We start from the raw sequence: 21,739 nt of genomic DNA, 5'->3' as shown, positions 1-21,739 counted from the left end.
TAACCATTGAGTATTCCAACGGATGGCCGTTCTCGGCCATCCGTTTTTTTTTGTATCAACCATATTAATTAATATGTTATGATATTCTATCTTAATCTCGCTCTTTGAAAGGAGGCCACCATGACTGCCAAGTGGGTAGCAAAGGAAATCACCTTGATTTTTCCCCGTCCAGCGGAGGAAATTGAATTTAGATTATATCCACCGCTGGGATTGCTCTATTTGATAGCAGCTTTCCAAAAGAACGGCTGGGAAACTTCATTTATCAATGGCCAGCTCTTGGCCGAACATGATTACCAGGCTAGTATCGACAACATCCGGACTCGTATCATTGGCATCAGCACTACTATCACTGAAATTGGCGAGGCGCTACGTATCGCTCGATGTATCAAAGAAAATGATCCCCAGAAAATGATTATCTTTGGTGGACCCGGTATTAGTGCCATCACCCATGGGGGCTTATCTGCAGATAATGTAGATATGGTTGTCCAGGGAGAAGCCGAAAATTTTCCCGTGATGTTGGTTGATTTGTTGGCATCAGTTTCTTTGGAAGATTGGATTCGCCAAAGAAAATTGATTGGACCGGCAATGGTGAAATGCCAGCCACCGCAAGATTTGGATGCCATTCCAGAACCAAATCGCGAATTGTTGCCGTTGGAAAGATACCTGGAAAATCTAAGTAAAGAAGTGGGCATTTCCATCGCCACGATGTTTAGTTCCAGAGGATGCCCTTATGGATGTAGTTTTTGCGATAAGGGCGTTTCTGGGAAAGGCTTCCGGCCGCATTCACCACAACGAGTGGTTGGAGAAATGCAGTATCTCTATCAGCGCTACTCCGTTGACGAAATCATGCTCTGTGACGACTTCTTATGCTACCAGCGTGATCGAGTCATGTCGATTTGTGAAAAGCTGGTCAAAGGAGGTCCAACAATTTCCTGGAGTGCCGAAACCCGAGTTGATAGCGTTGACTTGGCGCTGTTAAGGAAAATGAAAGAAGCTGGTTGTTCTCAACTATGTTTTGGTGTTGAGTCGGGGAGCAATCGAATTCTGAGAGAACTCCATAAAGGATTCACTGACTCACAGGTGGCGTTAGCCTTCGATTTGTGCAAACAAGTCGGGATAAAAACCGGGATGTGCTTGATTGTAGCTATACCCGGAGAGACACGGGCAGACATCGAAGCGACTATTCGTCTAGTGCAGAAATGTAAGCCCTACGAGCTAGGGGTGTCATACTTAGTTCCTTTCCCGGGGACCGAGATCTACGACAAAACCAAATCATGGATTTGTCATCAAGACTACAGCCAGTGGCATCGTCGGAGCATACTTTACGACTATCCTTACGAGGTAGACCCAAGAGTAGCCCGAGAGGAAATTTTCACTGCTTTCAAAGCAACGGTCAACGATGGATACAGTCCGTTTCAATTCAAGGTTGATTATTGATCCTTGGTCGTTAAGCCAAAGAATACATGATCGCTCCAATGTTGGGGCGATCTTTTGAATCTCAGATAATTACCGTCTAGTATATCGACAGTGAGTACTGACAATTTACAATGTCATTTACCTGTGGAGCAATTAATCCCGATCCTAGGGCAAGAATAGCGCTTCCTCGAGTTTTACTCAGCCGCTTCTAAGGGGATACAATATCAATATGGAAAATAGTCCGATAGTATATTTTATTTCCGGTGTTAGCGGAGTCGGTAAGTCCTCAGTTATTAAGTATCTGAAAAGCCTGCTCTCAGCAGATGAATATGATATCCGAGATTTTGATGAACGAGGTGTCCCAGCTGGTGGTGGTCACGAGTGGCACAATGCCGAGACTCTCTATTGGTTAGAAACTGCTGCCGAAAATGCAGAGCTCGGGAAGTCTACTATTGTTTGCGGTTTTGTAGAACCGGAACGTTTTTGGAAAGTATACAGTAAAGAAAACCACCCTCCGGCTCAGCTGGTTTTGCTGCATGCTTCAAATGACACTATCAAAAAACGGTTGCTAAGCAGATACCAAACCCCAGAGAGTATAGCAGAAATCAGCAGGGCGGCAGGTGTTCCCTTAGATAAATTTATTGAGGATATCTTATCAGCTGCACCTTGGTTATACGACATATTCAAGAAAGAAGGCGCGCCCATTATTGATACGGAAAACAAAACACCAGAAGAGGTTGCTCAAGAGATAGTAAATCTTCTTTAGTAAAAGTTTGTATGCCTACTGCTGAGTTAGAATTGGTAAGATATGAATATGGAAATAAAGAATGATGCAGGAGAGATATTAAAGGCTGGTTGTGTAGTGGTTGATGGCTCTAATGTTCTTCTTGTCACCACTGAAGACAGAAGTGCCTGGGCTTTTCCAAAAGGACATGCCGAAACAGGTGAAGATATTGAGCAAGTTGCTTTAAGAGAAACGCTGGAAGAAACTGGCTATAAGGTAGAAATAATCAAGCGTTTACAAGATGTGGTTTACCACCATGGAGAAACTGGTGAACCTATTAGAGTAGCTATGTTTTGGGCTAAACCTATAGAAAAAATTGATGAAGGGGAAGGGAATGTTGAATGGGTGGATGCTACTAAAGCCAGAGAGTTAATTTGGCCAAACGGAATCCCTTTATTAGATGAAATAGGATTATGAAATTGCTTCTTACATCGTCAGGTTGGTGGAAATGTCCGTCTATTGGTGATGAGTTTATTAAACTGGTTGGCAAAAAACCAACTAACATCAGAATATTATTCGTAATCACCCCAACTAAATACGCTGACCGCGATAAATATATTCGTCGGCTATTTAGACAGCTTAAGGGAGTTAATATACCAAAGTCGAATATAACTTTTTTCCAGTTTGAAAGAAAAATTAAACCGGAAGATATAAAGGGAATAAATGTTATCTTTGTTTTTGGCGGCAATACCTTTGAATATCTTGCCGGTCTCAGAAAAACTGGCTTAGATAAAGTTATTAAGGCGTTTGTTAAAAAAGATGGGGTATATGTAGGGGTTAGTGCAGGTAGTTATGTGGCTTGTCCAACTATCGAAGCAGCTTCTTGGAAGCACGCCGATAGAAACTATATGAAACTGACTGATTTAAGAGGATTAAACTTGGTTCCCTTTCTAATTACAGCTCATTTTGAAGAGGGTTTAAGAGAAGTGATAACCAAAGCTGCCAATAAAGCTAAATATCCAGTTATTGCCTTAACTGACAAGCAAGCCGTCTTAGTTAAAGGCAAAAAGACAAAGATTATTGGCGAAGGTGAGAAAAATATTTTTAAATCATAATGAATAATAAATATATGGTTATGCAAACAATAAAATCAACTGGTTGCTGCGAACCTTTTAATCCGGAACCGTGGCAGGATAAAGAGGTAGTTTGGAATGACAAACTATTTGTCAAAGATCATATCTGTAATTTCTTGCACATACCGCTTGATATGGGGAAGAAGATAGTCAAGAATATGGGCTTGATTGAAAAAGCTAATGCTAAATCTCCCTACCAATTAATGTTGACTAATGAAAAATCACTGTGGGGTTCTGATATTTACATTGATGTGGCGAAAGATGTTCCGGGCGCGCAAATGGCAAAACTTTCCGGCACATTTTTAACTAAAATATTTGAAGGCCCTTACCAAAATGTGGGTAAATGGGCAGCCGAGATGAAAGCATACGTCAAAAGTCAGGACAAGGAACTAAAAAAGCTTTATTTTTCCTACACCACCTGTCCAAAATGCGCCAAGGCCTACGGCAAGAATTATGTGGTGCTTTTCGCGCAGATAAACTAATCTAATCTGCCGGCTTGGTGTCTGTTTATCAGTCGAGGTTGGCGAATCAAGGCGGGCAGCTCCGCCCCGGAGAATACATAGGGGAATAACTTGACCAGGAGCTAGTTTTCTTGGTATGTTTTAATGTCACCTAAAGAGGGAACTTGAAAACAAGGAGATGAAATCGAAATGAATTTAGATCCAATTTACTGGTTACTAAAAAGGTTTGTTCTGAATGGATTTTTCCATGCTGATCTCACAAAAGAAGAGCATAGATTCTTGCTCGACAATCTCAGTAAGCATCGAAAAGTACTATGGTTAAATGTAATAGCCGCCATAGTTGTTTATTTTGCTCTCGGAAAAACTCCAGAAAATGATATTGCTACGGTAATATTCGCTCTCTTAGCGCCAGTGGCTGTTATGGGAACAGCTTGGTTTACAGTTTCGTTTGGTGGCATACCGGCGAAGCTGATACAAGTGGCGATGATTATTACATTCTGGATGTTTTCTGCATTCACTGTGTCGTTCACTGCTTTGATTGTTGCAATTATATATGTAACCCCACCGATATCGTATATTGTTTGGTTGTTCATTTATCTAGCAGCTATCATTGCTTGTGTGCAGTACGACACAACAGATGGATTGAAAGCGGGTCTAGATGAAGCCGTATTTAAACACTCGCGGGCAGCACTGGTTTATTATCAGAAAAAGGGTATAAAACCAGAAGATCTATCTGCTAACCAACAGAACCAATCAGATAATTAATTTGTACGGATTATTAATCCCCGCAAGAGGTGATGGACTATCAAAACTTATACAGAATGCAATCTACCACCAGACGAAGTAGAACTTTTCTATCGCATATCTAAGGCAGTAAACAGACTGCCAGATGATATCGATGACGGTATGCTGGACTTAGCAGGTAAACAAACAGTGGTTTTGTCCTGTCATATCCTGGTGCGTGCGGCCGCTAAAGTGTACAACCTGAAATATCAGGATGGTTTTTTCCCTGCTATTGGATTCGAACATAGTTGGCTGCTTACTCCGACAGGGAACGTTATCGATGTTTATCCGGTTGGGATAGTGGGCGGTCCAATTATGATTGACCCGACGGTTGGCCATCTGATCTACTTACCCAAAAGTATAAGGTCTATTTCGTGCGGTCGGTTCTCTCAGCCCTGGTTTCGCAAAGCTGTTACGAAAGTAACTGCGATGTTGCGTGAAATCGATGCAATAAAATAGCATGAATATTAACCCCCTGAATGATTCAATTCAAGGGGGTTTTCTATATCAGCAGGTAGGCCAAAATATTATCTGCTATGGAGGCGGAGAATTTTGGTATATCTATATAAGAGGTAGAATTGGTAAAATGAAGTCGTCATTATTAACCATCTATTTATATGAATACGACAGAAAAAATAGGGGTAGTATTGGGGGGTATATTAGTTATCGCTGTTGTATATTTTCTTATCAAAGGGTACAAGTTGCCAGCCAGTCAAAATACAATAAACAACCAACCAACTCAAGAAGTTGCTATTAAGTTAATAGCACAGGGGTTTACTTCTCCTGTCGCTTTTGTTTCGTCCAATGATGGTACGGGCAGAATGTTCTTGGTAGATCAAGTCGGAGTTATAAAGGTAGTCACTTCTACAGGAGAAGTGTTAAAAGACAATTTCTTGGATCTGCATAGTAAATTGGTAAAATTAACCACGAACTATGACGAGAGAGGTTTGCTGGGGTTAGCCTTCCATCCCGATTTCAAAACCAATGGCCGCTTTTTTGTCTATTACAGCGCGCCATTAAACAAGACCGCACCAGCAGGATGGAATTGTACTAACCGTGTCTCCGAATTTAAAGTCAGTGCCAGTAATCCGAATATAGCTGACTTGAGTTCCGAAAAAATAATTTTACAAATTGATAAGCCGCAGTTCAATCATAACGGAGGGCATATTGCATTTGGGCCGGATGGGTACCTCTATATTCCTACCGGCGACGGTGGTCAAGGCAATGATGTCGGTCTGGGGCATTCTGCCAGTGGTAACGGCCAAGATCTTACTACTTTGTTAGGGAAAGTTCTGCGGATCGATATTGATAAAGGCGATCCCTATGCTGCCCCTCAAGATAATCCTTTTATCGGCAAAGACGGTAAAGATGAAATATTCGCTTATGGCTTCCGTAATCCTTATCATATTTCTTTTGATGCGGGAGGAAACCACGAATTATTCGTCGCCGATGTCGGCCAAAATTTATGGGAAGAAGTAGATATAGTTAAAAAAGGGAATAATTACGGTTGGAATATCAGAGAGGGGAAGCATTGCTTTAGTGCGCAAACTCCCGATCAATCACCAGCAGAGTGTCCCACTACCGGAGCTAAAGGTGAACCGCTGGTGGATCCTGTATTCGAATATGGTCATCCGGGTAATGGGGGCGTGGGGATAGCCAATGTCGGAGGATATGTCTATCGAGGGGCAGCCCTCGCCGGCTTAACAGGCAACTATGTGTTTGCCGATTGGAGCAAAAGTTTTACTGCGGGCGATGGCGGCGTGTTCGCTGCTCTAAACAATAAAGGAAGTTGGTTATGGCGGGAGTTAAAAATTTCCGGCAATAGTAATGGACGCTTAGGTTTGTTTGTCAAAGGAGTAGGGCAGGACGATATGGGCGAATTATATTTATTAACCACCGAAGCGCTCGGCCCCAGCGGGACTAGCGGTAAAATATTCAAGTTAATTCCGGCTGAAAGCAATGTACCGAATAATTCAATCAATAATTCAACTAGTGGAATGAACAACAAAGAAGAAAGAGTCAGTATCAAAAATTTTGCTTTTAGTCCGGCCACTCTCACTATCCCGGTCGGGACGAAAGTGACCTGGAAAAATGAGGATGCGATGCTCCATACTGTGACTAGCCAAGGCAACTTTGATTCGGGCAATTTAACTCAAGGAAAAGAATTTTCTTTTACATTTAATACCAAGGGGACATTCAGTTATATTTGCACCCTCCATCCCTTTATGAAAGGGAAGATAGTTGTCCAATAGAAATCCTTGTTTTATCTAGAATTTCAACGGCTCAACCAGTTGAGCCGTTGAAATCAAAGTTTCTACTTGCTTCTTAGGTGATACTGGCGTATAGTACCAGAGCTATGAGAGATTTTAACCAGCGGGGAGGCAGTCGAGGGGGGTTCAAATCAGGCGGCAACAGGGGTTTTGGCCGTCCGAGTTTTGGCGACCGCGACCGGGGGCCGGTAACTATGCACAAAGCCACTTGTGCCAGCTGCGGAGAGGCCTGTGAGGTACCTTTTCGCCCTTCTGGCGACAAACCGGTATATTGCAGTGCTTGCTTTAGAAACACCCAAGACGGTGGCGATAGGGCTCCCAGAAAGGACTTTGGCCGTCCCAGCTTTGTCAAAAGCCCAGATTATAGGAACACTGGCGGCGGAGACAATAAACGTGAGTTCGAAGCCATTAACGCTAAATTAGATAAACTTACAGTGTCTATCAATCGGTTGGTAGATATCATGGCAGAAAACAAAACTGATAGTAAAACAGAGAAAGAATCAGTGCCAGTTACTAAAAAAGTGGCAGTTAAGAAAGCCGCTGTCAAGAAACCCAAGAAAAGTTAGTTAAAAACCAATTTATCAGCCGGCTAAGCCCTTGCAGGGGTTTTTTAATGTGTTCCATTGACTTTTGGCGGGGATAGGATAAGATAAGCCAGTTGCGGGTTTCTTGTGTAAAGTTCCCTCTGGTCAAAAGCAGTTTGCCTATACCCGAGGATCTAGCCAGGAAAGTAGATCGACCGCGGGTATATTAAGTATTATGTGAGGTAACTATGGGCAAGAAATTGTTTGTAGGTGGACTTCCTTGGGCTATGACCGACGAAGATTTAGGTAAGTTGTTCGCCGGTGTTGGTACAGTGGAATCCGCTACTATCATCAAGGACAAGATGTCTGGCAAATCCAAAGGTTTTGGTTTTGTAGAGATGTCTACCGAAGAAGAAGCTCAAGCAGCCATCTCTACTGTGCATGGCACAGAAGTAGAAGGCCGCAATATTACCGTTAGCGAAGCTCGGCCGATGACTGATCGTCCGGCTGGCGGCCAACGGTTCTAAATTTGCTTTATCAAACAAAACGGCTATTCATAGCCGTTTTGTTGTAGACAACCATCAGTTTCTCTGCTAACATTACAGGCGTCGCCGCGGGGTAGAGCAGTCTGGTAGCTCGCAAGGCTCATAACCTTGAGGCCGTTGGTTCGAATCCAACCCCCGCTACCAAAAAACTGACATTCTTTCTGAATGGCAGTTTTTTGTATGCTGTGATTCAAATTCAGGAAAGCAGAGTAAGATATTTAATTCTCGTTTATAAAGTAGTTATAGGCCTAGACTGCACTATATATAATCTATTCTTTTCCATAGCCCATTCGATATCGCAGGGAAAGCCGTAATGTTTCTCAATGTTTAAACAAATTTTAGCTAAATCAATTATCTTGTCATCAGCTAATTTCTGTTTTCCTCTATCTGCTTGTGGTATCTCTTCTTCTTTCGTTGGAGCATCTTTGGCTTTAATAATCATCATTGATTGTTCAGAAATGTATTTATTGGTAATATCCAAAGTAGATTTATTGATTATATAATTATCTGGCGTGATTTTCCCGCCGACGATAGCTTCCCCTAAACCATAACCAGCCTCAATAATCATTTGATTTTCATCCTTTGTTACCGGGTGAACCGTAAAGACTATGCCTGAAACATCGGATTGAACCATCTTTTGCACTACAACTGCAACGGAAACTTTTTCTAGATTCATCTTGTTCTCAAATCTGTAGAATATTGCCCTGGGTGTAAAGAGTGATGCCCAGCATTTCCTGATACAATCCAACAATGCATCTTCGGTGACATTTAAATAGCTTTCTAGTTCACCGGCCCATGATGCTGCTGATGAATCTTCGGCTGTTGCGGAAGATCTTACGGCGACATAGATAGTATTTAGTTCTGAAAATTGCTTTAAAGCTTCTTGGGCAATGTCTTCAGGAAACGGCATATGGTGAATAATGCTTTGAATTTCAGCAGACGCGCCATCAACCGAATTAATGTCTTGATGATTAACCTTTTCTAAAATCGCTTCAATATCGGCTTTAATCTCGTTTTTTTCCAAAAAATGGTCAAACGAACCTGCTAACACCACAAATCCCGGAGGTATTGGGATATTAATCTGTACCATTTCACCAAGCGAGGCGCCTTTTCCGCCAGCGATATCCGTATCTTTCTTAGTAAGTTCGTGAAATAATCTGGAATATTTCATTTTTATTTATTATTTTTTATCATACCTTTATCAACATCAACTCCTGCTGCATCTCCATCTTTTCGAAGTTGATTTTATTCATGCTCGTTTAAATCAATCTCCAAGCGATCACCATACGAAAATTTACCATCAATTATTTTTATTGGTTCTAACTCTTGAATGCCTGTTGCATTAACTTTTTCGTATCCCTCCAAATTTACTTTACCGTCATTTGCAAGATAGATGGCCAACGCATCAAGACCCACGCTTTGTCCTACGCCGCCGATAATTAATGGATTGTTGGGAATATATTCTTTTGCGAGATCTGACAATCTTTTAATTCCATACAAATGCTCTTCTGCAACCTGGGCTGGGCTAGGGCCTTCGAGACCGTCTAAATGGCCCTGATTATTCAGCCATTCCTTTAACATTTCTTTTTCGTTGCCATCGCATTTTTTGCTCAGTTCATTATAATATGCGATTGGTTCGTTATCCTTGCCAATCCATCTATTCTTTTCTCCGCTAAATTCTTTAATAAATAATGGGGCGGAAATTATAAATTTTTTATCCGGGCTCGAGTTAATTTTTTCTGACAATTCTTCGATCGCTTTATTAAAACCTTTTTCAAAGTCAATACTATCATTGGCAATCAATTCAATGTTGTTATTCTCTCTTTGGGATAAAATATTATTAATTTCTTCAGTCAAGGCTCTAATGGTAGATTTAGTTCTTATTTGTTCTGATGCCCCGCCTAGCCACATGACAGTGCCTTCCTCAGCGTTATCAAGTAGGCCAAGCCACTTGCTGGCTTCCTGTTTTGCCAATTCCACTCCTTCGTTTGACAATCCTTCATACTCTGTCGAATCCTTTCCTTTTTTGCTATGCCTTGCCATAACAAAATCAGTCTCAGGAACAAATCGTTCATTTTCCATACTATATCCTTAAATTACTATTTTCTTGATATTTTATTATTGAATTATTTTTACTACTCCATGGTTTGCTTTTACCTCCACGGTCATGCCATCTTTCAAGACTTGAGTCGCAATTTTAGTACCAATTATACAGGGGATGCCTAACTCCCGAGAAATTATTGCGGCATGGCACGTTATACCTCCCTCGTCGGTGATTATGGCAGAGGCTTTTTTCATGGCAGGCAAATATTCAGGCCTGGTCATGCTTGCAACCAGAATGTCGCCCTCCTGAACTTTATGTATAGAATCAATATCCGTACATACGATTACTTTACCTACAGCGTATCCGCTGGAAGCAGTCATTCCATAAATTTCTTGTACTTGTTCTACGATTTCTTTTTGCATATCTTTCATAAATTCTGTAAAAACTTTACCGGTAGCAATAATAGGTTCTTTTGGAAATGAATATAGGAAAACAACTCCGTCTGCTCTCTGTTTTAATTCTTCAATAAAGTTTTTAGATTGATACTTTTCTTCTCTAATTTCAGAAGGAATCATTAAATACATTAAGTTGCTAGGAATATTAATTTTTTTGGCTAATTTATCTATTAATCGATCTAGATAATCTACTGCGATTAAAATATTCTTTTTTCTTTCATCTTGCCAATCAGTTAAAAAGCTTAGAACATTTAATTCATTGATTAACTTTTGAGGTAAATTCAATTTGTTAATTATTTGTTGCCGGTCTGGTTTATCAATCTTTGGCCTAGCCTGATTATTATATTTACTTTGGTCTAAAGACGCAGCTTCTTTTAGTACTTCATTTAGAGTTAAGGCATACCTTCCCGCATATCCATTACGAATCCAATAAAAATTCTGTACTATCTTTTGCGCTAATTTTTCTTTGACGGAATTATCATGCGAAGTGGCAATAGCGAAAATGAGCGTTTCATATTCTGATGCAAATGATGTTTTTGTAGGGCTTGTTAAAACTACGAACATATCATTTAACTCTTTTGCACTTTGAATATATTTACCAAGATCATTTTTAATTTTAAAATCAGCCGTTAATGCAAACGGCTCAATGACATGTGCTACGCCCATGGATAACACTAAACACCGAAGAGCAGTTTCGACAAGTTTTTTTGTTTCTTCGATTGTAATGGTGTCGATATCGATACCGTCAATTTGACTATAATGTTGGTTATTTTCTTGTATATCTTGATCGTATTTTGTCTTAAGTTGAGCTAAATAATTTGGATTTTCTTCAACTTTTTTTCTTATTAAATTACCTACGCGGTTTAAGTCTGAATTACAATACGACATACCCCCGTAGTTATTCTTACATGTCATTAAATAATCATGATAGGTAACGCCAGTGTATTCACTGGCGTATTCGTTGCATTCAAATGCCGAACCTAAAAACACTGGTTTTAAGTTAAATGATTGACTATACCATTCTTCTTTGACAGCTTGTTCTAAGTTCATACATTTATTATTTAATCAGACTCTTGTGGTGGGCCAGGTAGGGATCCGCTTCGCTAGAACCCGTCGGTATTCGGGCTATCTCATACCTCCTCGGACCCTTGCGGTTCCGACACCTGCTAATAACATATTAGCAGGTTGCCTCCACTGCGGGAAAACTCTAGTTTTCTAGGGCCCCTTTCCCAAGGTTCGATCCCTGCACACAAACAAAAGAAATGCCATCCATCAAAAGATGACTGCCATTTCTTTGGTGGGCCAGGTAGGGATCGAACCTACGACCAACCCCTTATGAGGGGGCTGCTCTCCCGCTGAGCTACTGGCCCAAACTATTTAAATTATACTATCCTAGGATGTAATCCCACCACTTTTGCGGATTGCTTAACTGGGGCTGATCTTCTGGCGCCGGCTCAGTTTTGGTGTTGCCCGGGTCGGTATGAATAAAGTTGTCCTGGGGGATAGCGACTACTTGCTCACCAGGCTTCTTATAGCCTAATTTACGGCGAGCCTCTTTTTCTCGAAATGACTCTGTCTTTAAATAAGCGATCAGATTTTTGAATTGCAGATTCTCATTGCCTAACTGCACAATTTCTACTTTGAGTTTGGCAATTTCTTGATTAATCTGGTAATTTTGCCATAAAGCCTCGCCATTAGCGAAAAACATATAAGCAAAAACAATCATACTAGCTAAGACACCGAATTTAATGTTCAGTTTTTTTCGACTGATAAATTTTCGGATGGGATTATCTTTCCACATAGCCTAAAATCATACCCATCATCCCATAGTTAATGATAGGTGATCAATGTATGACAGTTGTTGCTGTACATGCTTGGCGCAGCCAGGCGAAGCCCCTCCTCAATTTCCCTGAACATTCTAAGTTTAGTTTTTAGCCAAGCACAGAAATTGGGGAGGGGCGAAGACTGGTGCCAGAGGCGAGATTCGAACTCGCGACCAATGGCTTATGAGTCCACTGCTCTACCACTGAGCTACCCTGGCAATGATTTAAGAAATTCTTTACCGAATCCAGATTTCAATTTCTTTTCTATTTGTCTCGCTTGTGTCCTATTTCCAACTTCTTCTTGGTGGATTAATATCCAAGGTTTCCAGAATCTAGTTGACTTAACAGTTCCTTTATTATGTTCATTCAACCTACGTAGAACATTTGCCGACATACCTACATATATTCTACCTGCACTGTTTCTAATGGCATATACAGAATACATAGTTGCTAATGTTGTCCACTGCTCCCTGCCTGCCGGCAGGCAGGTACCACTGAGCTACCCTGGCGTGCTGTGCTATATGTTGATGAACCACTGCGCAGTCCTCCGAAGCGCTATCTAAATTGGGAGAGACAAATGATATATTCCCAATAAGATGAAGCGTAGGAGGAAGCTACCCTGGCAAGTTGCTCCTATATCGTAACTTAATTTAGATTAGGTAAAAAGCTGAAAATTGTAAATCCCATTATAATGGGGGCATGGAGATTAAAGATAAGCTGGTTTCTGAACTAAACAGCCGCTATTTCCCCTCAAAAGGCGCTACCTTAGTTGTGGCGGTGTCCGGGGGGGTAGATTCGGTGGTTTTGTTGTATATCTTATTATTGTTATCCGTTAGGTGGGATTGGGAAATCATTGTTGCTCATTTCCATCATCAATTAAGAAAATCAGCGGATCGGGATGCTAAATTTGTCGAAAAATTGGCTGCCAGTCTCGGGTTGAAGTTTATTTTAGGATCTGCAGATGTAAAGAAAATCGCTGCTACCAATAACCTCACCATTGAAGAGGCCGGGCGGAAAGCGCGGTACGAATGGTTGCGCAATATAGCTGCAAAATATAAGGCCCAAGTGATTGTGACTGGCCATACTGCCGACGATCAAGTCGAAACTGTGGTTATGCAGTGGTTGCGCGGGGGATTAGTGCGAGCTTTAGCCGGGATGCAAGAACGGGAGGAGGGCAAAATTTGGCGGCCATTGCTGCATTGCTACAAAGCAGATTTACAAAAATTTGCTAAACATTATCATCTGCAATTTCACGAAGACACAAGCAATAAAAATCCAATTTATACGCGCAATTTGGTGCGCCATCAGATTCTGCCAATTTTAAAAAAGGTTAATCCGGGGCTAGAGAAAGTTATTTTGAGGAATGCGGATACTTGGGCCGAGCTAGAAACGTGGCTGGACCAATATGCGCAGAATTTATATAAAAAAGTAATTTTCTCTTGCAGAAAAGATGAGATTAAGTTCGATGAAACTAAATTTCTAGGACTAGTTGGTTTTTGGCAAAACGAATTATTTTTGCTGGCTATTAAAGACTTGAAAGGTAATCGCCAAGATATTAATAAAGTTCATCTAGGGGAGATGCAAGCAATCATCCATAGTGCTCAGGCTAAGACCTGGAAACAGCTTCCGGGTAAATTGTTCCTCTCCAGAGGCTATGGTAAGATTAGTATTAGCTGCCACCAGCCTAAATTTGCCAATAAATGAGATTCACTGCCAGTAAATTATTTGGTTATGCTCTACTTGTAATTTTAGTAGGCAGTTTGCTATATAGCCTTTTCGGAGCCAACACAAGTAATATTAAAGAAATTCCTCTCAGTCAGGTGATAGAAGATGTGGCGGCAGGCCGGATAGACAAGATCGTTATCAGTGGCGACAACCTGACAGTTATTGATCGTAGCGGGATGGAATATCGTTCACGCAAAGAAGCTAGTACATCACTGTTTGATGCGGGGATCAATCCAGGGAAAGTTACTATCGAAGTAAAAGATGTGAGTAGCACACAGCTGTGGGGCAGTATTATCTCATCGCTAATTCCGTTTATCCTCATTTTTGGCTTTTTATATTTTATGCTCCGCCAAGCGCAAGGGGCCAATAATCAAGCCTTGTCATTTGGGCGTAGCCGGGCTCGGTTGGTGCCTCTGCAAGGCAAGCATCGCATTACGTTTAATGATATAGCGGGAGCGCATGAAGCCAAGCAAGAGTTGATGGAAGAAGTCGAATTCTTAAAATATCCCAGCAAGTTTTTAAGCATTGGTGCGCGTATCCCTAAAGGAGTTCTGTTAATGGGTCCTCCTGGTACTGGCAAAACTTTACTCGCTAAAGCTGTGGCTGGAGAAGCGGGAGTGCCCTTCTTCCATATTTCCGGATCGGAATTTGTCGAGATGTTTGTGGGGGTTGGCGCTTCCCGAGTACGCGACTTGTTTGCTAAAGCTAAGCGCAATGCTCCGGCTATTGTGTTTATTGATGAAATTGATGCGGTGGGACGGCAACGGGGAGCCGGGCTGGGGGGGTCGCATGATGAGCGCGAACAAACATTAAACCAGATTTTAGTGGAAATGGATGGCTTTGAAACCGACACGAATGTAATTGTGATCGCAGCCACTAACCGTCCGGATGTGTTGGACCCGGCGCTGCTTAGACCTGGCCGCTTTGATCGGCGGGTAGTCTTGGAGCGTCCAGACATCAAAGATCGACTAGCCATTCTGCAAGTCCACATTAAAAACAAGCCTTTAAATGATGATATTAATCTGGACAAACTAGCCAGCCAAACTCCCGGTTTTACGGGCGCTGATTTGCAAAACTTAGTGAATGAAGCCGCCATTTTAGCAGCTCGGCGAAATCGTAAGCGGATCAGTCAAGCCGATTTTAATGAAGCCCTGGAAAAAGTAATTTTGGGCCCGGAGCGGCGAAACAAGATTCTGACTGAAGAAGAAAAAAAGATTACCGCTTATCACGAAGCCGGACATGCCATCGTTTCACATATTTTGCCTCACGGCGATCCGGTGCATAAGATTTCTGTGATATCTCGCGGTATGGCGTTAGGTTATACCTGGAGCATGCCGCTGACAGATAAATATTTGCATTCTAAATCTCAATTTGTCGATGAATTAGCAGTGATGATGGGGGGTCGGGTGGCCGAAGAATTAATCTTTAAAGAAATTACTACGGGAGCAGCTAACGACTTGCAAAGAGCTACTGAGTTGGCTCGGCAAATGGTTATAAAGTTTGGTATGAGCGATAAAATCGGTCCGGTAGTCTTTGGTGGCAAAGAAGAATTGGTGTTTTTGGGGCGGGAAATTCATGAGCAAAAGAATTACAGTGAGAAAGTCGCTGCCATAATCGACGAGGAGGTCACGGCTATTATTAATGAAGCCCAAGTTAAAGCCGAAACTGTGTTGAAAAAGTACCATCAGGAATTGAATGCCATTGCTGAAAGACTAATCAAAGAAGAAGTGGTGGAACGGGAAGATTTTGAAGCGTTTTTCCCGAAGGCGTCCGAGAAATTGGAATAATAAATTATGCTCCATAAGTTAATTCATCGGAAATCCAGTGTTCTGGAAGCCACGGTGGTTCTCGCAGTGGCTTCTTTAGTTAGCCGCCTGTTTGGGTTACTCCGCGACCGCAGTTTAGCCGCTCACTTCGGGGCCGGCGATGTTTTGGACGCTTATTTCGCCGCCTTTAAAATTCCTGATTTCATTTTTAATTTATTATTGCTCGGGGCTTTGTCATCAGCCTTTATTCCGTTATTTACCGAGTATATGCACAAAAACGGCAAGGATGAGGCTTGGAGTTTTGTGAATACTCTCATCAACTTCGGCATTATTATTCTGACTGGATTACTGCTGTTGGTGGCTGTATTTGCCCCGATCCTATCTTATGTTATCGCGCCCGGGTTTGATGATGCCCAGAGAGAAATGACGGTTAATTTGATGCGGGTAATGTTACTCTCGCCCTTATTTTTTGGCTTGAGTAATCTCGCGGGAGGGATCCTGAATTCTTTCAAAAACTTTATTGCTTATGCTGTTGCTCCTATTTTATATAACCTGGGGATTATCGCCGGTGTGCTGTGGATGGTGCCCAGATTCGGTTACATGGGCCTCGCTTACGGCGTAGTTTTAGGTGCTTTCTTGCATATGTTGGTACAAGTGCCGAGTGTATTTGCTTTAGGATATAAATACAGAATGCATATTAATCTCCGCCATCCGGCCTTGCGTAAAATGGCGGTTTTGATGATCCCGCGTACCTTGGGAATCGCCGCCCAACAAATATCCGTGTTAGTTAACACCATCATCGCTTCTACTTTAGCTGTCGGCAGTATCACAGTATTAAATTTTGGTGATAATCTGGCCAGCCTGCCAGTTAGTATATTTGGTGTTTCATTCGGAGTAGCGGCTTTTCCTTATTTGGCAGAGAAATATACTTTGCGCAAAATAGATGAGTTCAAACAAGACGTCATCAACACTCTCAGACAGATTCTGTTCTTTATTATTCCCACTATGATGCTGTATTGGTTGCTTCGGGCCCAAATTGTTCGGTTAGTTTTAGGAGCGGGACAGTTCGGTTGGGAGGATACTCGTTTTACTATTTCGGTAGTAGCGTTTTTTGTTTTTGGTATGTGGGCACAGGCTATCATCACAGTTTTAGCCAGATCATTTTATGCTATGCAAGATACGAAAACTCCGTTTTTCACCAGTTTACTAGCATTGATGATTAATGTAGCGAGCGCATTTGTGTTTATTCGTTATTATCAAGTGGTAGGCTTAGCGATGGCAATATCGCTCTCTAGTATAACTAATGCCTTGATTTTATTCTGGCTGTTGCAAAAAAAACTAGGCGGTTTATCGTTGCTGGGATTAAGTAGAATGTTGGGGCAGGTTATTTTGGGAAGTTTAATTATGGGAGCAATGGGATACGGCGCTTTGCAAGCCATGAGTTGGATTATCGATACGCACACTTTCGCTGGTTTATTAGTACAAGCCGTCGTGGCAGCCGTGGTGGCAGGGATGAGCTATTTGGTAATTATGCAAAAATTAGCTGTTCCTGAAATTAAATTAATATCTCGATGCTGGGAATGGTTGTTTAAAAAAACGCCAGTTACTGAGCGATAATTGAGCAAAATAAAACGCCGTGAAAATAGGCGCAAAAAGGGTGCCTGAGAGCCCCATTTGTCCAAGGTGGTTCCTTGGCAGGTTGACCTTAGAGCGGAGCTCTCAGGTCGCTTGCAGTATAAGCTAAAGTTAGTTATGAATCAAGGTTTTTGATTGCTTCTAATTATGCTAACATAGGATTAACTTTGAAAATCAGGGGTGATAGTTATGGCAACCACTTTTTTCCGTCTCTGCTCAAAACGAGTTAGTATTGGCGGGATTAGGCAGTCATGCCATTGTCCGATGACTTTACGTAAAACTACGCCAGGTGGGGGAAGGATTATGGTCTGTTCAGTCGGGCATACTAAAGAGTACCGACCTATTTCCTGTCAACACCTAGGGCTTACTACTGACTACATCTTTCGTGAGCTGCCGGACAGTTGCCCTGTCTGTAGTATGCCGTTACGTGATAAGAATAGGGTAACTCAGGAAGATGCTCAGACTATAGGGCGAATAATCTGTGATAAATGCCAATGTGCATGGGTCTGGAACCAGGCAGAACAACAATGGATTTTGGAAGATTAAAAACTATCCAGATGGTGTCACCAACAGCTATCGAACAACAGAGCAAATTTATTAAGCGATCTTTCAGAGGGGTCGCTTTTCTTTTCTAGTACAATAAGACTATGATTCAAGACAAGATTAGAAATTTTTGTATTATAGCCCATATTGATCATGGGAAGTCCACCTTAGCGGATCGGTTTTTGGAACTTACCGGCACAGTAGAAAAACGCAAAATGAAAGAGCAGCTCTTAGACACTATGGATCTGGAGCGGGAGCGGGGGATTACCATCAAGCTCCAGCCAGTCAGGATGAGCTACAAGAGCTATGCCTTGAATTTAATTGATACCCCTGGCCATGTCGATTTTACTTATGAAGTGTCGCGATCTTTAGCCGCCGTGGAAGGGGCCATTCTATTGGTTGATGCTAGTCAGGGAGTAGAGGCCCAAACCCTGGCTAATTTACATTTAGCGGAAGAGTTAAATTTAAAAATTATTCCGGCAGTGAATAAGATTGATTTGCCGGGAGCCAATGTGGATCAATCTAAGAAAGAGCTGGCCAATATTCTAGGGATAGACGAAACAGAAGTTTTAGAAGTATCCGGGAAAACCGGTGCCGGAGTAGAAATTTTGTTAGATAAAGTGATTTCCGAAGTTCCCAGTCCCCGGGGAGATAAGGCCAAACCTTTACGGGCCTTAGTTTTTGATTCTGCCTTCGATAAATATAAAGGCGTCATTGCTTATGTCCGCATCGTGGATGGCGCCGTTAAGCCAGGGGATCGGATTGTGATGATGGCAAATGGGGCAACGTCCGAAGTGTTGGAAGTAGGCACTTTTACTCCGCAACTGCAAAAGTCAGATAGTTTGGCTACTGGTGAAATTGGTTATGTCGCCACTGGTCTGCGGGATGTGAGTAAAGTCAGAGTAGGCGACACCATCACTTCTGAAACTAATCCGACCAAACAATCTTTGCCCGGATATAAACCAATAACTCCATTTGTCTATGCGGGAATTTTTACAATAAATAATGCTGATTATCCCAAGCTGCGCGACGCGCTGGAAAAACTTAGTCTAAGCGACTCATCGCTAGTCTTTGAACCGGAAAATTCTCCGGCTTTAGGGTTTGGTTTTCGCTGTGGATTTTTGGGGCTACTCCATTTGGATATTGTTCAGGAAAGGTTGGAACGGGAATTTGGTTTGGCGTTGGTGGCAACCACGCCTAGCGTTAATTACGAATTGGTAATGGCGAATGGGAAAAAACAAATCATTAACAATCCCACAGAACTTCCTGAACCCCATCAGTTTAAAACTATTGCCGAGCCTTGGATCCAATTAGAAATCTTTACCCCCAGTAAATTTATGGGTGGGATCATCCCGCTACTACAAGATCGCCGCGGGGTACAAAAGGATATTAAGCATTTTGACGGTGACAAAGTGATGCTAGTTTATGAAATTCCCTTGGGCAGTATCGTGATGGATTTTTATGATGCTTTAAAAAGCGTATCTTCCGGCTACGCCTCAATGAACTATGAATTTTTAGGATTCCAGGAAGCTGATTTGGTTAGACTAGATATTTTAGTGGGAGGAAAGTTAGTCGATGTGTTGTCTGTGATCGTGCATCGCTCCATTGCCGGGAATGTCGGTAAAAAATTAGTGGAAAAACTCCGAAAACTAATTCCCCGGCAAAACTTTGAGATTACCTTGCAGGCGGCGGTGGGGAGTAAGATTATTGCTCGGGAAGATATCTCCCCCTTAAGGAAAGATGTGTTGGCCAAACTCTACGGGGGAGATCGCACCCGCAAAGATAAGCTCCTGGAAAAACAAAAGGCTGGAAAAAAACGGATGAAAAAAGTCGGCCAAGTCGAAATCCCCCAGGAAGCCTTTCTTAAATTGCTTAGTTAGAAAGTGTGGTTTGTTTTGATAGCGACTTCAGAGGCAAGAAGATCCAGTTTTGGCTGTGAATTATACAATAACTGCTATAATTAAGATGTTATTTTATCAGGGTAATACAATTAGATTATGAAAAAAAATGCTTATAAAAAGTTAGTAGGGGGAATAAGGAAAAACCCTGCATTGGTTTTAACGGTAGCTGTTATTATATTGGCCATAGCTTTTATCTACCTGCCTCAACTACAACAATTTAAAGGAAAGTCTAGTGAAGCATTCGGAACAATTAATCCTGGACTTAATCCGGTCAACAGCCCCATAGATCCTTTGCCAAGCGTGTGGACTAATTTTATTCCCCTTACTAATGGTCCAGAAATAGAGAGAGCGGAGGATATTGATGGTAGCAAATTTGTGTTTAGTACAGGCACAAACGAAAGTAGTAATCCCGAATCTATTATATGGAATATTCAGCGGGCTTTTCGGTATAATTTAGGTAACAACACCGTGATAAACCTACCTAAAGAAGGTGGTGAATCTGATTATTTATACTCTTTGGATTTGGAAGGTAATATTGCTTATTGGCTTCAAAACGGGCTTGGTAGCTCGTACCAAGTATATAAATCAGACGGTGCAACAACCACCTCAATACCGACTGATAATGTTCCCAAAGATTACTTTAGTACGGATGGTGACAAAATGGTTTATAAGTCTCCTCCTTCTGGATCAGGAGATATTATTGTGAGAAGCCTGGTTTCGGGAGAAATTATGGCAACTATTCCGCCTCAGGCTGGAATCTTTATGAATGGCGGATGTTTGGACATAAGTGGCAATAGAGTAATTTGGTGTGAATCTGTTAACTATGGACCAGCAGATTTATGGATGTATGACATCTCTTCTGCATTGCCCCCTATTAATTTAACCGAGGAAGATCAATATCCTGGCTCCTCTGTTTTTCAAGCAAGGATAGATGGCAATAAAATAATTTATCCTACCCATAAAAGCGGGGCGTCAGGTATAAAAATATATTCTTATGATATTAGCAACAATACACATACTCAGATTGCCCAAACTAATTTGGGTTTAAGAGATCTTAATATATTAGGAAATGATGTTGTATATATAAGTATGGTATATCCCTATCAAGAAGTTCATCTAGTGGACATAAGTAAACCGAACCCAATGTTGTATGACCAAAAGATTAAAACTATAAACGTGCCAACCGACGGGATAGAGATTTGGAATGCTTTCTTGACACGATCATCGTCATCATGGTGGCCTTGGTGGACCGGCAAACGAGCGATAGTATTTACTGCATTTGTGTACAACACCAATTACAAGGATTCAAATATCTATATAATCAAACAGTTGCAGTAGATCTGGGCTAAAACCGTGAACGGCTCAACACGTTGAGCCGTTGAATTATTACAAACCGAATCTTATTGACCAGGAGTGCATAATTTGTTATTTTGAAACTGGCTAGAGGAGTTAAACACTCTAGACTATTGGTCCTTAACAAGGAAACAAAGGAGCAGTCCCGTGGAACACATTGGTTATATTGCCCAGATAGTATTACTGGGATTATGCATTGTATTTGTGGTTGTAGCGGCAGTTATGGGTCGTACCCAAAGTTCCTATGATAAGTTACATTTCACAGAAACAGGGTCGAGCCAATGGATTGATCTTTGTCTAATCCAAAGTATCCTTACCGTTATGGTTTGGCTGTGGCTAGGCTTCCACTTCCCGGCCAGCCAGTATGGGTGGTTAAAATTTTGGTGGAACTATTGTTATTTGGGCTTGACTCCTTTTTCGATCATGTTGGCACATGAGTGGATCTATAATAATGATGAGCTTTTGACAGCTGAAGAAGCCTGGTGGGCGTCATTATTTGTGATTGCAGCAGCCCTAGTAAGCCCCATTCTTTTTATAATCCTTTGGGTATGCGCCATAAGCAAGTCAATCTCAAATTATAGAGCCAAATGGCACTTAGTTTCCACTAAAGAGTTATCTAAATAACAAAGTTAGCCTAA

Annotated in this window: 21 protein-coding genes and 3 tRNA genes; 17 read left to right on the top strand and 7 right to left on the bottom strand. The window is 41.7% G+C overall.

Annotated elements, in window-relative coordinates:
- Positions 1-120: 120 nt before the first annotated feature.
- The 11 genes from WC805_02085 (at position 121) to WC805_02035 (ending at position 8,000) form a co-directional block, all read left to right on the top strand.
- Positions 121-1,437: a radical SAM protein gene (locus tag WC805_02085; protein ID MFA5967282.1), complete on the top strand. Its 1,317-nt coding sequence runs from the start codon at positions 121-123 to the stop codon at positions 1,435-1,437.
- A gap of 208 nt (positions 1,438-1,645) precedes the next feature.
- Positions 1,646-2,182, top strand: a complete 537-nt coding sequence (locus tag WC805_02080; GenBank protein ID MFA5967281.1) for an AAA family ATPase — start codon at positions 1,646-1,648, stop codon at positions 2,180-2,182.
- Positions 2,183-2,224: 42 nt separating this feature from the next.
- On the top strand, positions 2,225-2,617 hold the full coding sequence (locus tag WC805_02075; GenBank protein ID MFA5967280.1) for an NUDIX domain-containing protein: 393 nt from the start codon (positions 2,225-2,227) through the stop codon (positions 2,615-2,617).
- Entirely contained in the window at positions 2,614-3,255 is a 642-nt protein-coding gene (locus WC805_02070) for a Type 1 glutamine amidotransferase-like domain-containing protein (GenBank protein MFA5967279.1), read from the top strand. Before WC805_02075 ends, WC805_02070 begins: the two co-directional genes overlap by 4 nt.
- Positions 3,256-3,275: 20 nt before the next feature.
- Entirely contained in the window at positions 3,276-3,755 is a 480-nt protein-coding gene (locus tag WC805_02065) for a hydrolase (protein ID MFA5967278.1), read from the top strand.
- Between the two features lie 168 nt (positions 3,756-3,923).
- Complete coding sequence (locus tag WC805_02060) at positions 3,924-4,499, top strand: hypothetical protein (GenBank protein ID MFA5967277.1); 576 nt, start codon at positions 3,924-3,926, stop codon at positions 4,497-4,499.
- 141 nt (positions 4,500-4,640) lie between these two features.
- A complete protein-coding gene (locus tag WC805_02055; protein ID MFA5967276.1) occupies positions 4,641-4,976 on the top strand; it encodes a hypothetical protein in 336 nt (111 codons plus the stop codon).
- A 158-nt stretch (positions 4,977-5,134) separates the two neighbouring features.
- On the top strand, positions 5,135-6,769 hold the full coding sequence (locus tag WC805_02050; protein MFA5967275.1) for a PQQ-dependent sugar dehydrogenase: 1,635 nt from the start codon (positions 5,135-5,137) through the stop codon (positions 6,767-6,769).
- Positions 6,770-6,873: 104 nt separating this feature from the next.
- Positions 6,874-7,353, top strand: a complete 480-nt coding sequence (locus tag WC805_02045; protein MFA5967274.1) for a CxxC-x17-CxxC domain-containing protein — start codon at positions 6,874-6,876, stop codon at positions 7,351-7,353.
- Positions 7,354-7,559: 206 nt separating this feature from the next.
- Complete coding sequence (locus tag WC805_02040; GenBank protein ID MFA5967273.1) at positions 7,560-7,838, top strand: RNA-binding protein; 279 nt, start codon at positions 7,560-7,562, stop codon at positions 7,836-7,838.
- Positions 7,839-7,923: 85 nt separating this feature from the next.
- Positions 7,924-8,000: transfer RNA gene (locus tag WC805_02035), tRNA-Met, on the top strand.
- Between the two features lie 85 nt (positions 8,001-8,085).
- On the opposite strand, the gene WC805_02030 is transcribed toward WC805_02035, so the two are convergent.
- From WC805_02030 to WC805_02000, 7 genes are all read right to left on the bottom strand, one after another.
- Positions 8,086-9,027 carry a PEP/pyruvate-binding domain-containing protein gene (locus tag WC805_02030; protein MFA5967272.1) on the bottom strand — a complete coding sequence of 314 codons (942 nt, stop codon included), beginning with the start codon at positions 9,025-9,027 and terminating at the stop codon, positions 8,086-8,088.
- Positions 9,028-9,101: 74 nt separating this feature from the next.
- The gene (locus tag WC805_02025) at positions 9,102-9,938 is read right to left on the bottom strand and encodes a hypothetical protein (GenBank protein MFA5967271.1); all 837 of its coding nucleotides are present in this window, start codon (positions 9,936-9,938) and stop codon (positions 9,102-9,104) included.
- A gap of 36 nt (positions 9,939-9,974) precedes the next feature.
- Positions 9,975-11,405, bottom strand: a complete 1,431-nt coding sequence (locus WC805_02020; protein MFA5967270.1) for a PEP-utilizing enzyme — start codon at positions 11,403-11,405, stop codon at positions 9,975-9,977.
- A gap of 245 nt (positions 11,406-11,650) precedes the next feature.
- Positions 11,651-11,725 (bottom strand) — tRNA-Met (locus WC805_02015).
- A 17-nt stretch (positions 11,726-11,742) separates the two neighbouring features.
- Positions 11,743-12,156: a septum formation initiator family protein gene (locus WC805_02010; protein MFA5967269.1), complete on the bottom strand. Its 414-nt coding sequence runs from the start codon at positions 12,154-12,156 to the stop codon at positions 11,743-11,745.
- 165 nt (positions 12,157-12,321) lie between these two features.
- Positions 12,322-12,396, bottom strand: a tRNA-Met gene (locus tag WC805_02005).
- A complete protein-coding gene (locus tag WC805_02000; protein MFA5967268.1) occupies positions 12,387-12,623 on the bottom strand; it encodes a GIY-YIG nuclease family protein in 237 nt (78 codons plus the stop codon). The genes WC805_02005 and WC805_02000 overlap by 10 nt, the downstream gene beginning before the upstream one ends.
- Positions 12,624-12,877: 254 nt before the next feature.
- Here WC805_02000 and tilS point away from each other — a divergent pair, with 254 nt between their 5' ends.
- The 6 genes from tilS to WC805_01970 all read left to right on the top strand — a co-directional run bounded on the left by tilS (position 12,878) and on the right by WC805_01970 (position 21,725).
- Complete coding sequence (tilS, locus tag WC805_01995) at positions 12,878-13,882, top strand: tRNA lysidine(34) synthetase TilS (protein MFA5967267.1); 1,005 nt, start codon at positions 12,878-12,880, stop codon at positions 13,880-13,882.
- Positions 13,879-15,690, top strand: a complete 1,812-nt coding sequence (gene ftsH, locus WC805_01990) for an ATP-dependent zinc metalloprotease FtsH (protein ID MFA5967266.1) — start codon at positions 13,879-13,881, stop codon at positions 15,688-15,690. Before tilS ends, ftsH begins: the two co-directional genes overlap by 4 nt.
- Before the next feature lie 6 nt (positions 15,691-15,696).
- Complete coding sequence (gene murJ / locus WC805_01985) at positions 15,697-17,286, top strand: murein biosynthesis integral membrane protein MurJ (protein ID MFA5967265.1); 1,590 nt, start codon at positions 15,697-15,699, stop codon at positions 17,284-17,286.
- A 665-nt stretch (positions 17,287-17,951) separates the two neighbouring features.
- The gene (lepA, locus tag WC805_01980) at positions 17,952-19,727 is read left to right on the top strand and encodes a translation elongation factor 4 (GenBank protein ID MFA5967264.1); all 1,776 of its coding nucleotides are present in this window, start codon (positions 17,952-17,954) and stop codon (positions 19,725-19,727) included.
- 117 nt (positions 19,728-19,844) lie between these two features.
- Complete coding sequence (locus tag WC805_01975) at positions 19,845-21,086, top strand: hypothetical protein (protein ID MFA5967263.1); 1,242 nt, start codon at positions 19,845-19,847, stop codon at positions 21,084-21,086.
- A 162-nt stretch (positions 21,087-21,248) separates the two neighbouring features.
- The gene (locus WC805_01970) at positions 21,249-21,725 is read left to right on the top strand and encodes a hypothetical protein (protein ID MFA5967262.1); all 477 of its coding nucleotides are present in this window, start codon (positions 21,249-21,251) and stop codon (positions 21,723-21,725) included.
- Positions 21,726-21,739 lie beyond the last annotated feature (14 nt).

The sequence above is a fragment of the Patescibacteria group bacterium genome (assembly GCA_041659905.1).
Taxonomy (GTDB): domain Bacteria; phylum Patescibacteriota; class Kazan-3B-28; order Kazan-3B-28; family UBA10110; genus UBA10110.
This window is presented reverse-complemented; position numbering and strand designations above follow the sequence as displayed.

Excerpts from the sequence above, each read along its gene's own strand:
- WC805_02085 (MFA5967282.1), top strand. The coding sequence starts at position 121 with ATGACTGCCAAGTGGGTAGCAAAGGAAATCACCTTGATTTTTCCCCGT.
- WC805_02080 (MFA5967281.1), top strand. The coding sequence starts at position 1,646 with ATGGAAAATAGTCCGATAGTATATTTTATTTCCGGTGTTAGCGGAGTC.
- WC805_02075 (MFA5967280.1), top strand. The coding sequence starts at position 2,225 with ATGAATATGGAAATAAAGAATGATGCAGGAGAGATATTAAAGGCTGGT.
- WC805_02070 (MFA5967279.1), top strand. The coding sequence starts at position 2,614 with ATGAAATTGCTTCTTACATCGTCAGGTTGGTGGAAATGTCCGTCTATT.
- WC805_02065 (MFA5967278.1), top strand. The coding sequence starts at position 3,276 with ATGCAAACAATAAAATCAACTGGTTGCTGCGAACCTTTTAATCCGGAA.
- WC805_02060 (MFA5967277.1), top strand. The coding sequence starts at position 3,924 with ATGAATTTAGATCCAATTTACTGGTTACTAAAAAGGTTTGTTCTGAAT.
- WC805_02055 (MFA5967276.1), top strand. The coding sequence starts at position 4,641 with ATGCTGGACTTAGCAGGTAAACAAACAGTGGTTTTGTCCTGTCATATC.
- WC805_02050 (MFA5967275.1), top strand. The coding sequence starts at position 5,135 with ATGAATACGACAGAAAAAATAGGGGTAGTATTGGGGGGTATATTAGTT.
- WC805_02045 (MFA5967274.1), top strand. The coding sequence starts at position 6,874 with ATGAGAGATTTTAACCAGCGGGGAGGCAGTCGAGGGGGGTTCAAATCA.
- WC805_02040 (MFA5967273.1), top strand. The coding sequence starts at position 7,560 with ATGGGCAAGAAATTGTTTGTAGGTGGACTTCCTTGGGCTATGACCGAC.
- WC805_02030 (MFA5967272.1), bottom strand. The coding sequence starts at position 9,027 with ATGAAATATTCCAGATTATTTCACGAACTTACTAAGAAAGATACGGAT.
- WC805_02025 (MFA5967271.1), bottom strand. The coding sequence starts at position 9,938 with ATGGAAAATGAACGATTTGTTCCTGAGACTGATTTTGTTATGGCAAGG.
- WC805_02020 (MFA5967270.1), bottom strand. The coding sequence starts at position 11,405 with ATGAACTTAGAACAAGCTGTCAAAGAAGAATGGTATAGTCAATCATTT.
- WC805_02010 (MFA5967269.1), bottom strand. The coding sequence starts at position 12,156 with ATGTGGAAAGATAATCCCATCCGAAAATTTATCAGTCGAAAAAAACTG.
- WC805_02000 (MFA5967268.1), bottom strand. The coding sequence starts at position 12,623 with ATGTATTCTGTATATGCCATTAGAAACAGTGCAGGTAGAATATATGTA.
- tilS (MFA5967267.1), top strand. The coding sequence starts at position 12,878 with ATGGAGATTAAAGATAAGCTGGTTTCTGAACTAAACAGCCGCTATTTC.
- ftsH (MFA5967266.1), top strand. The coding sequence starts at position 13,879 with ATGAGATTCACTGCCAGTAAATTATTTGGTTATGCTCTACTTGTAATT.
- murJ (MFA5967265.1), top strand. The coding sequence starts at position 15,697 with ATGCTCCATAAGTTAATTCATCGGAAATCCAGTGTTCTGGAAGCCACG.
- lepA (MFA5967264.1), top strand. The coding sequence starts at position 17,952 with ATGATTCAAGACAAGATTAGAAATTTTTGTATTATAGCCCATATTGAT.
- WC805_01975 (MFA5967263.1), top strand. The coding sequence starts at position 19,845 with ATGAAAAAAAATGCTTATAAAAAGTTAGTAGGGGGAATAAGGAAAAAC.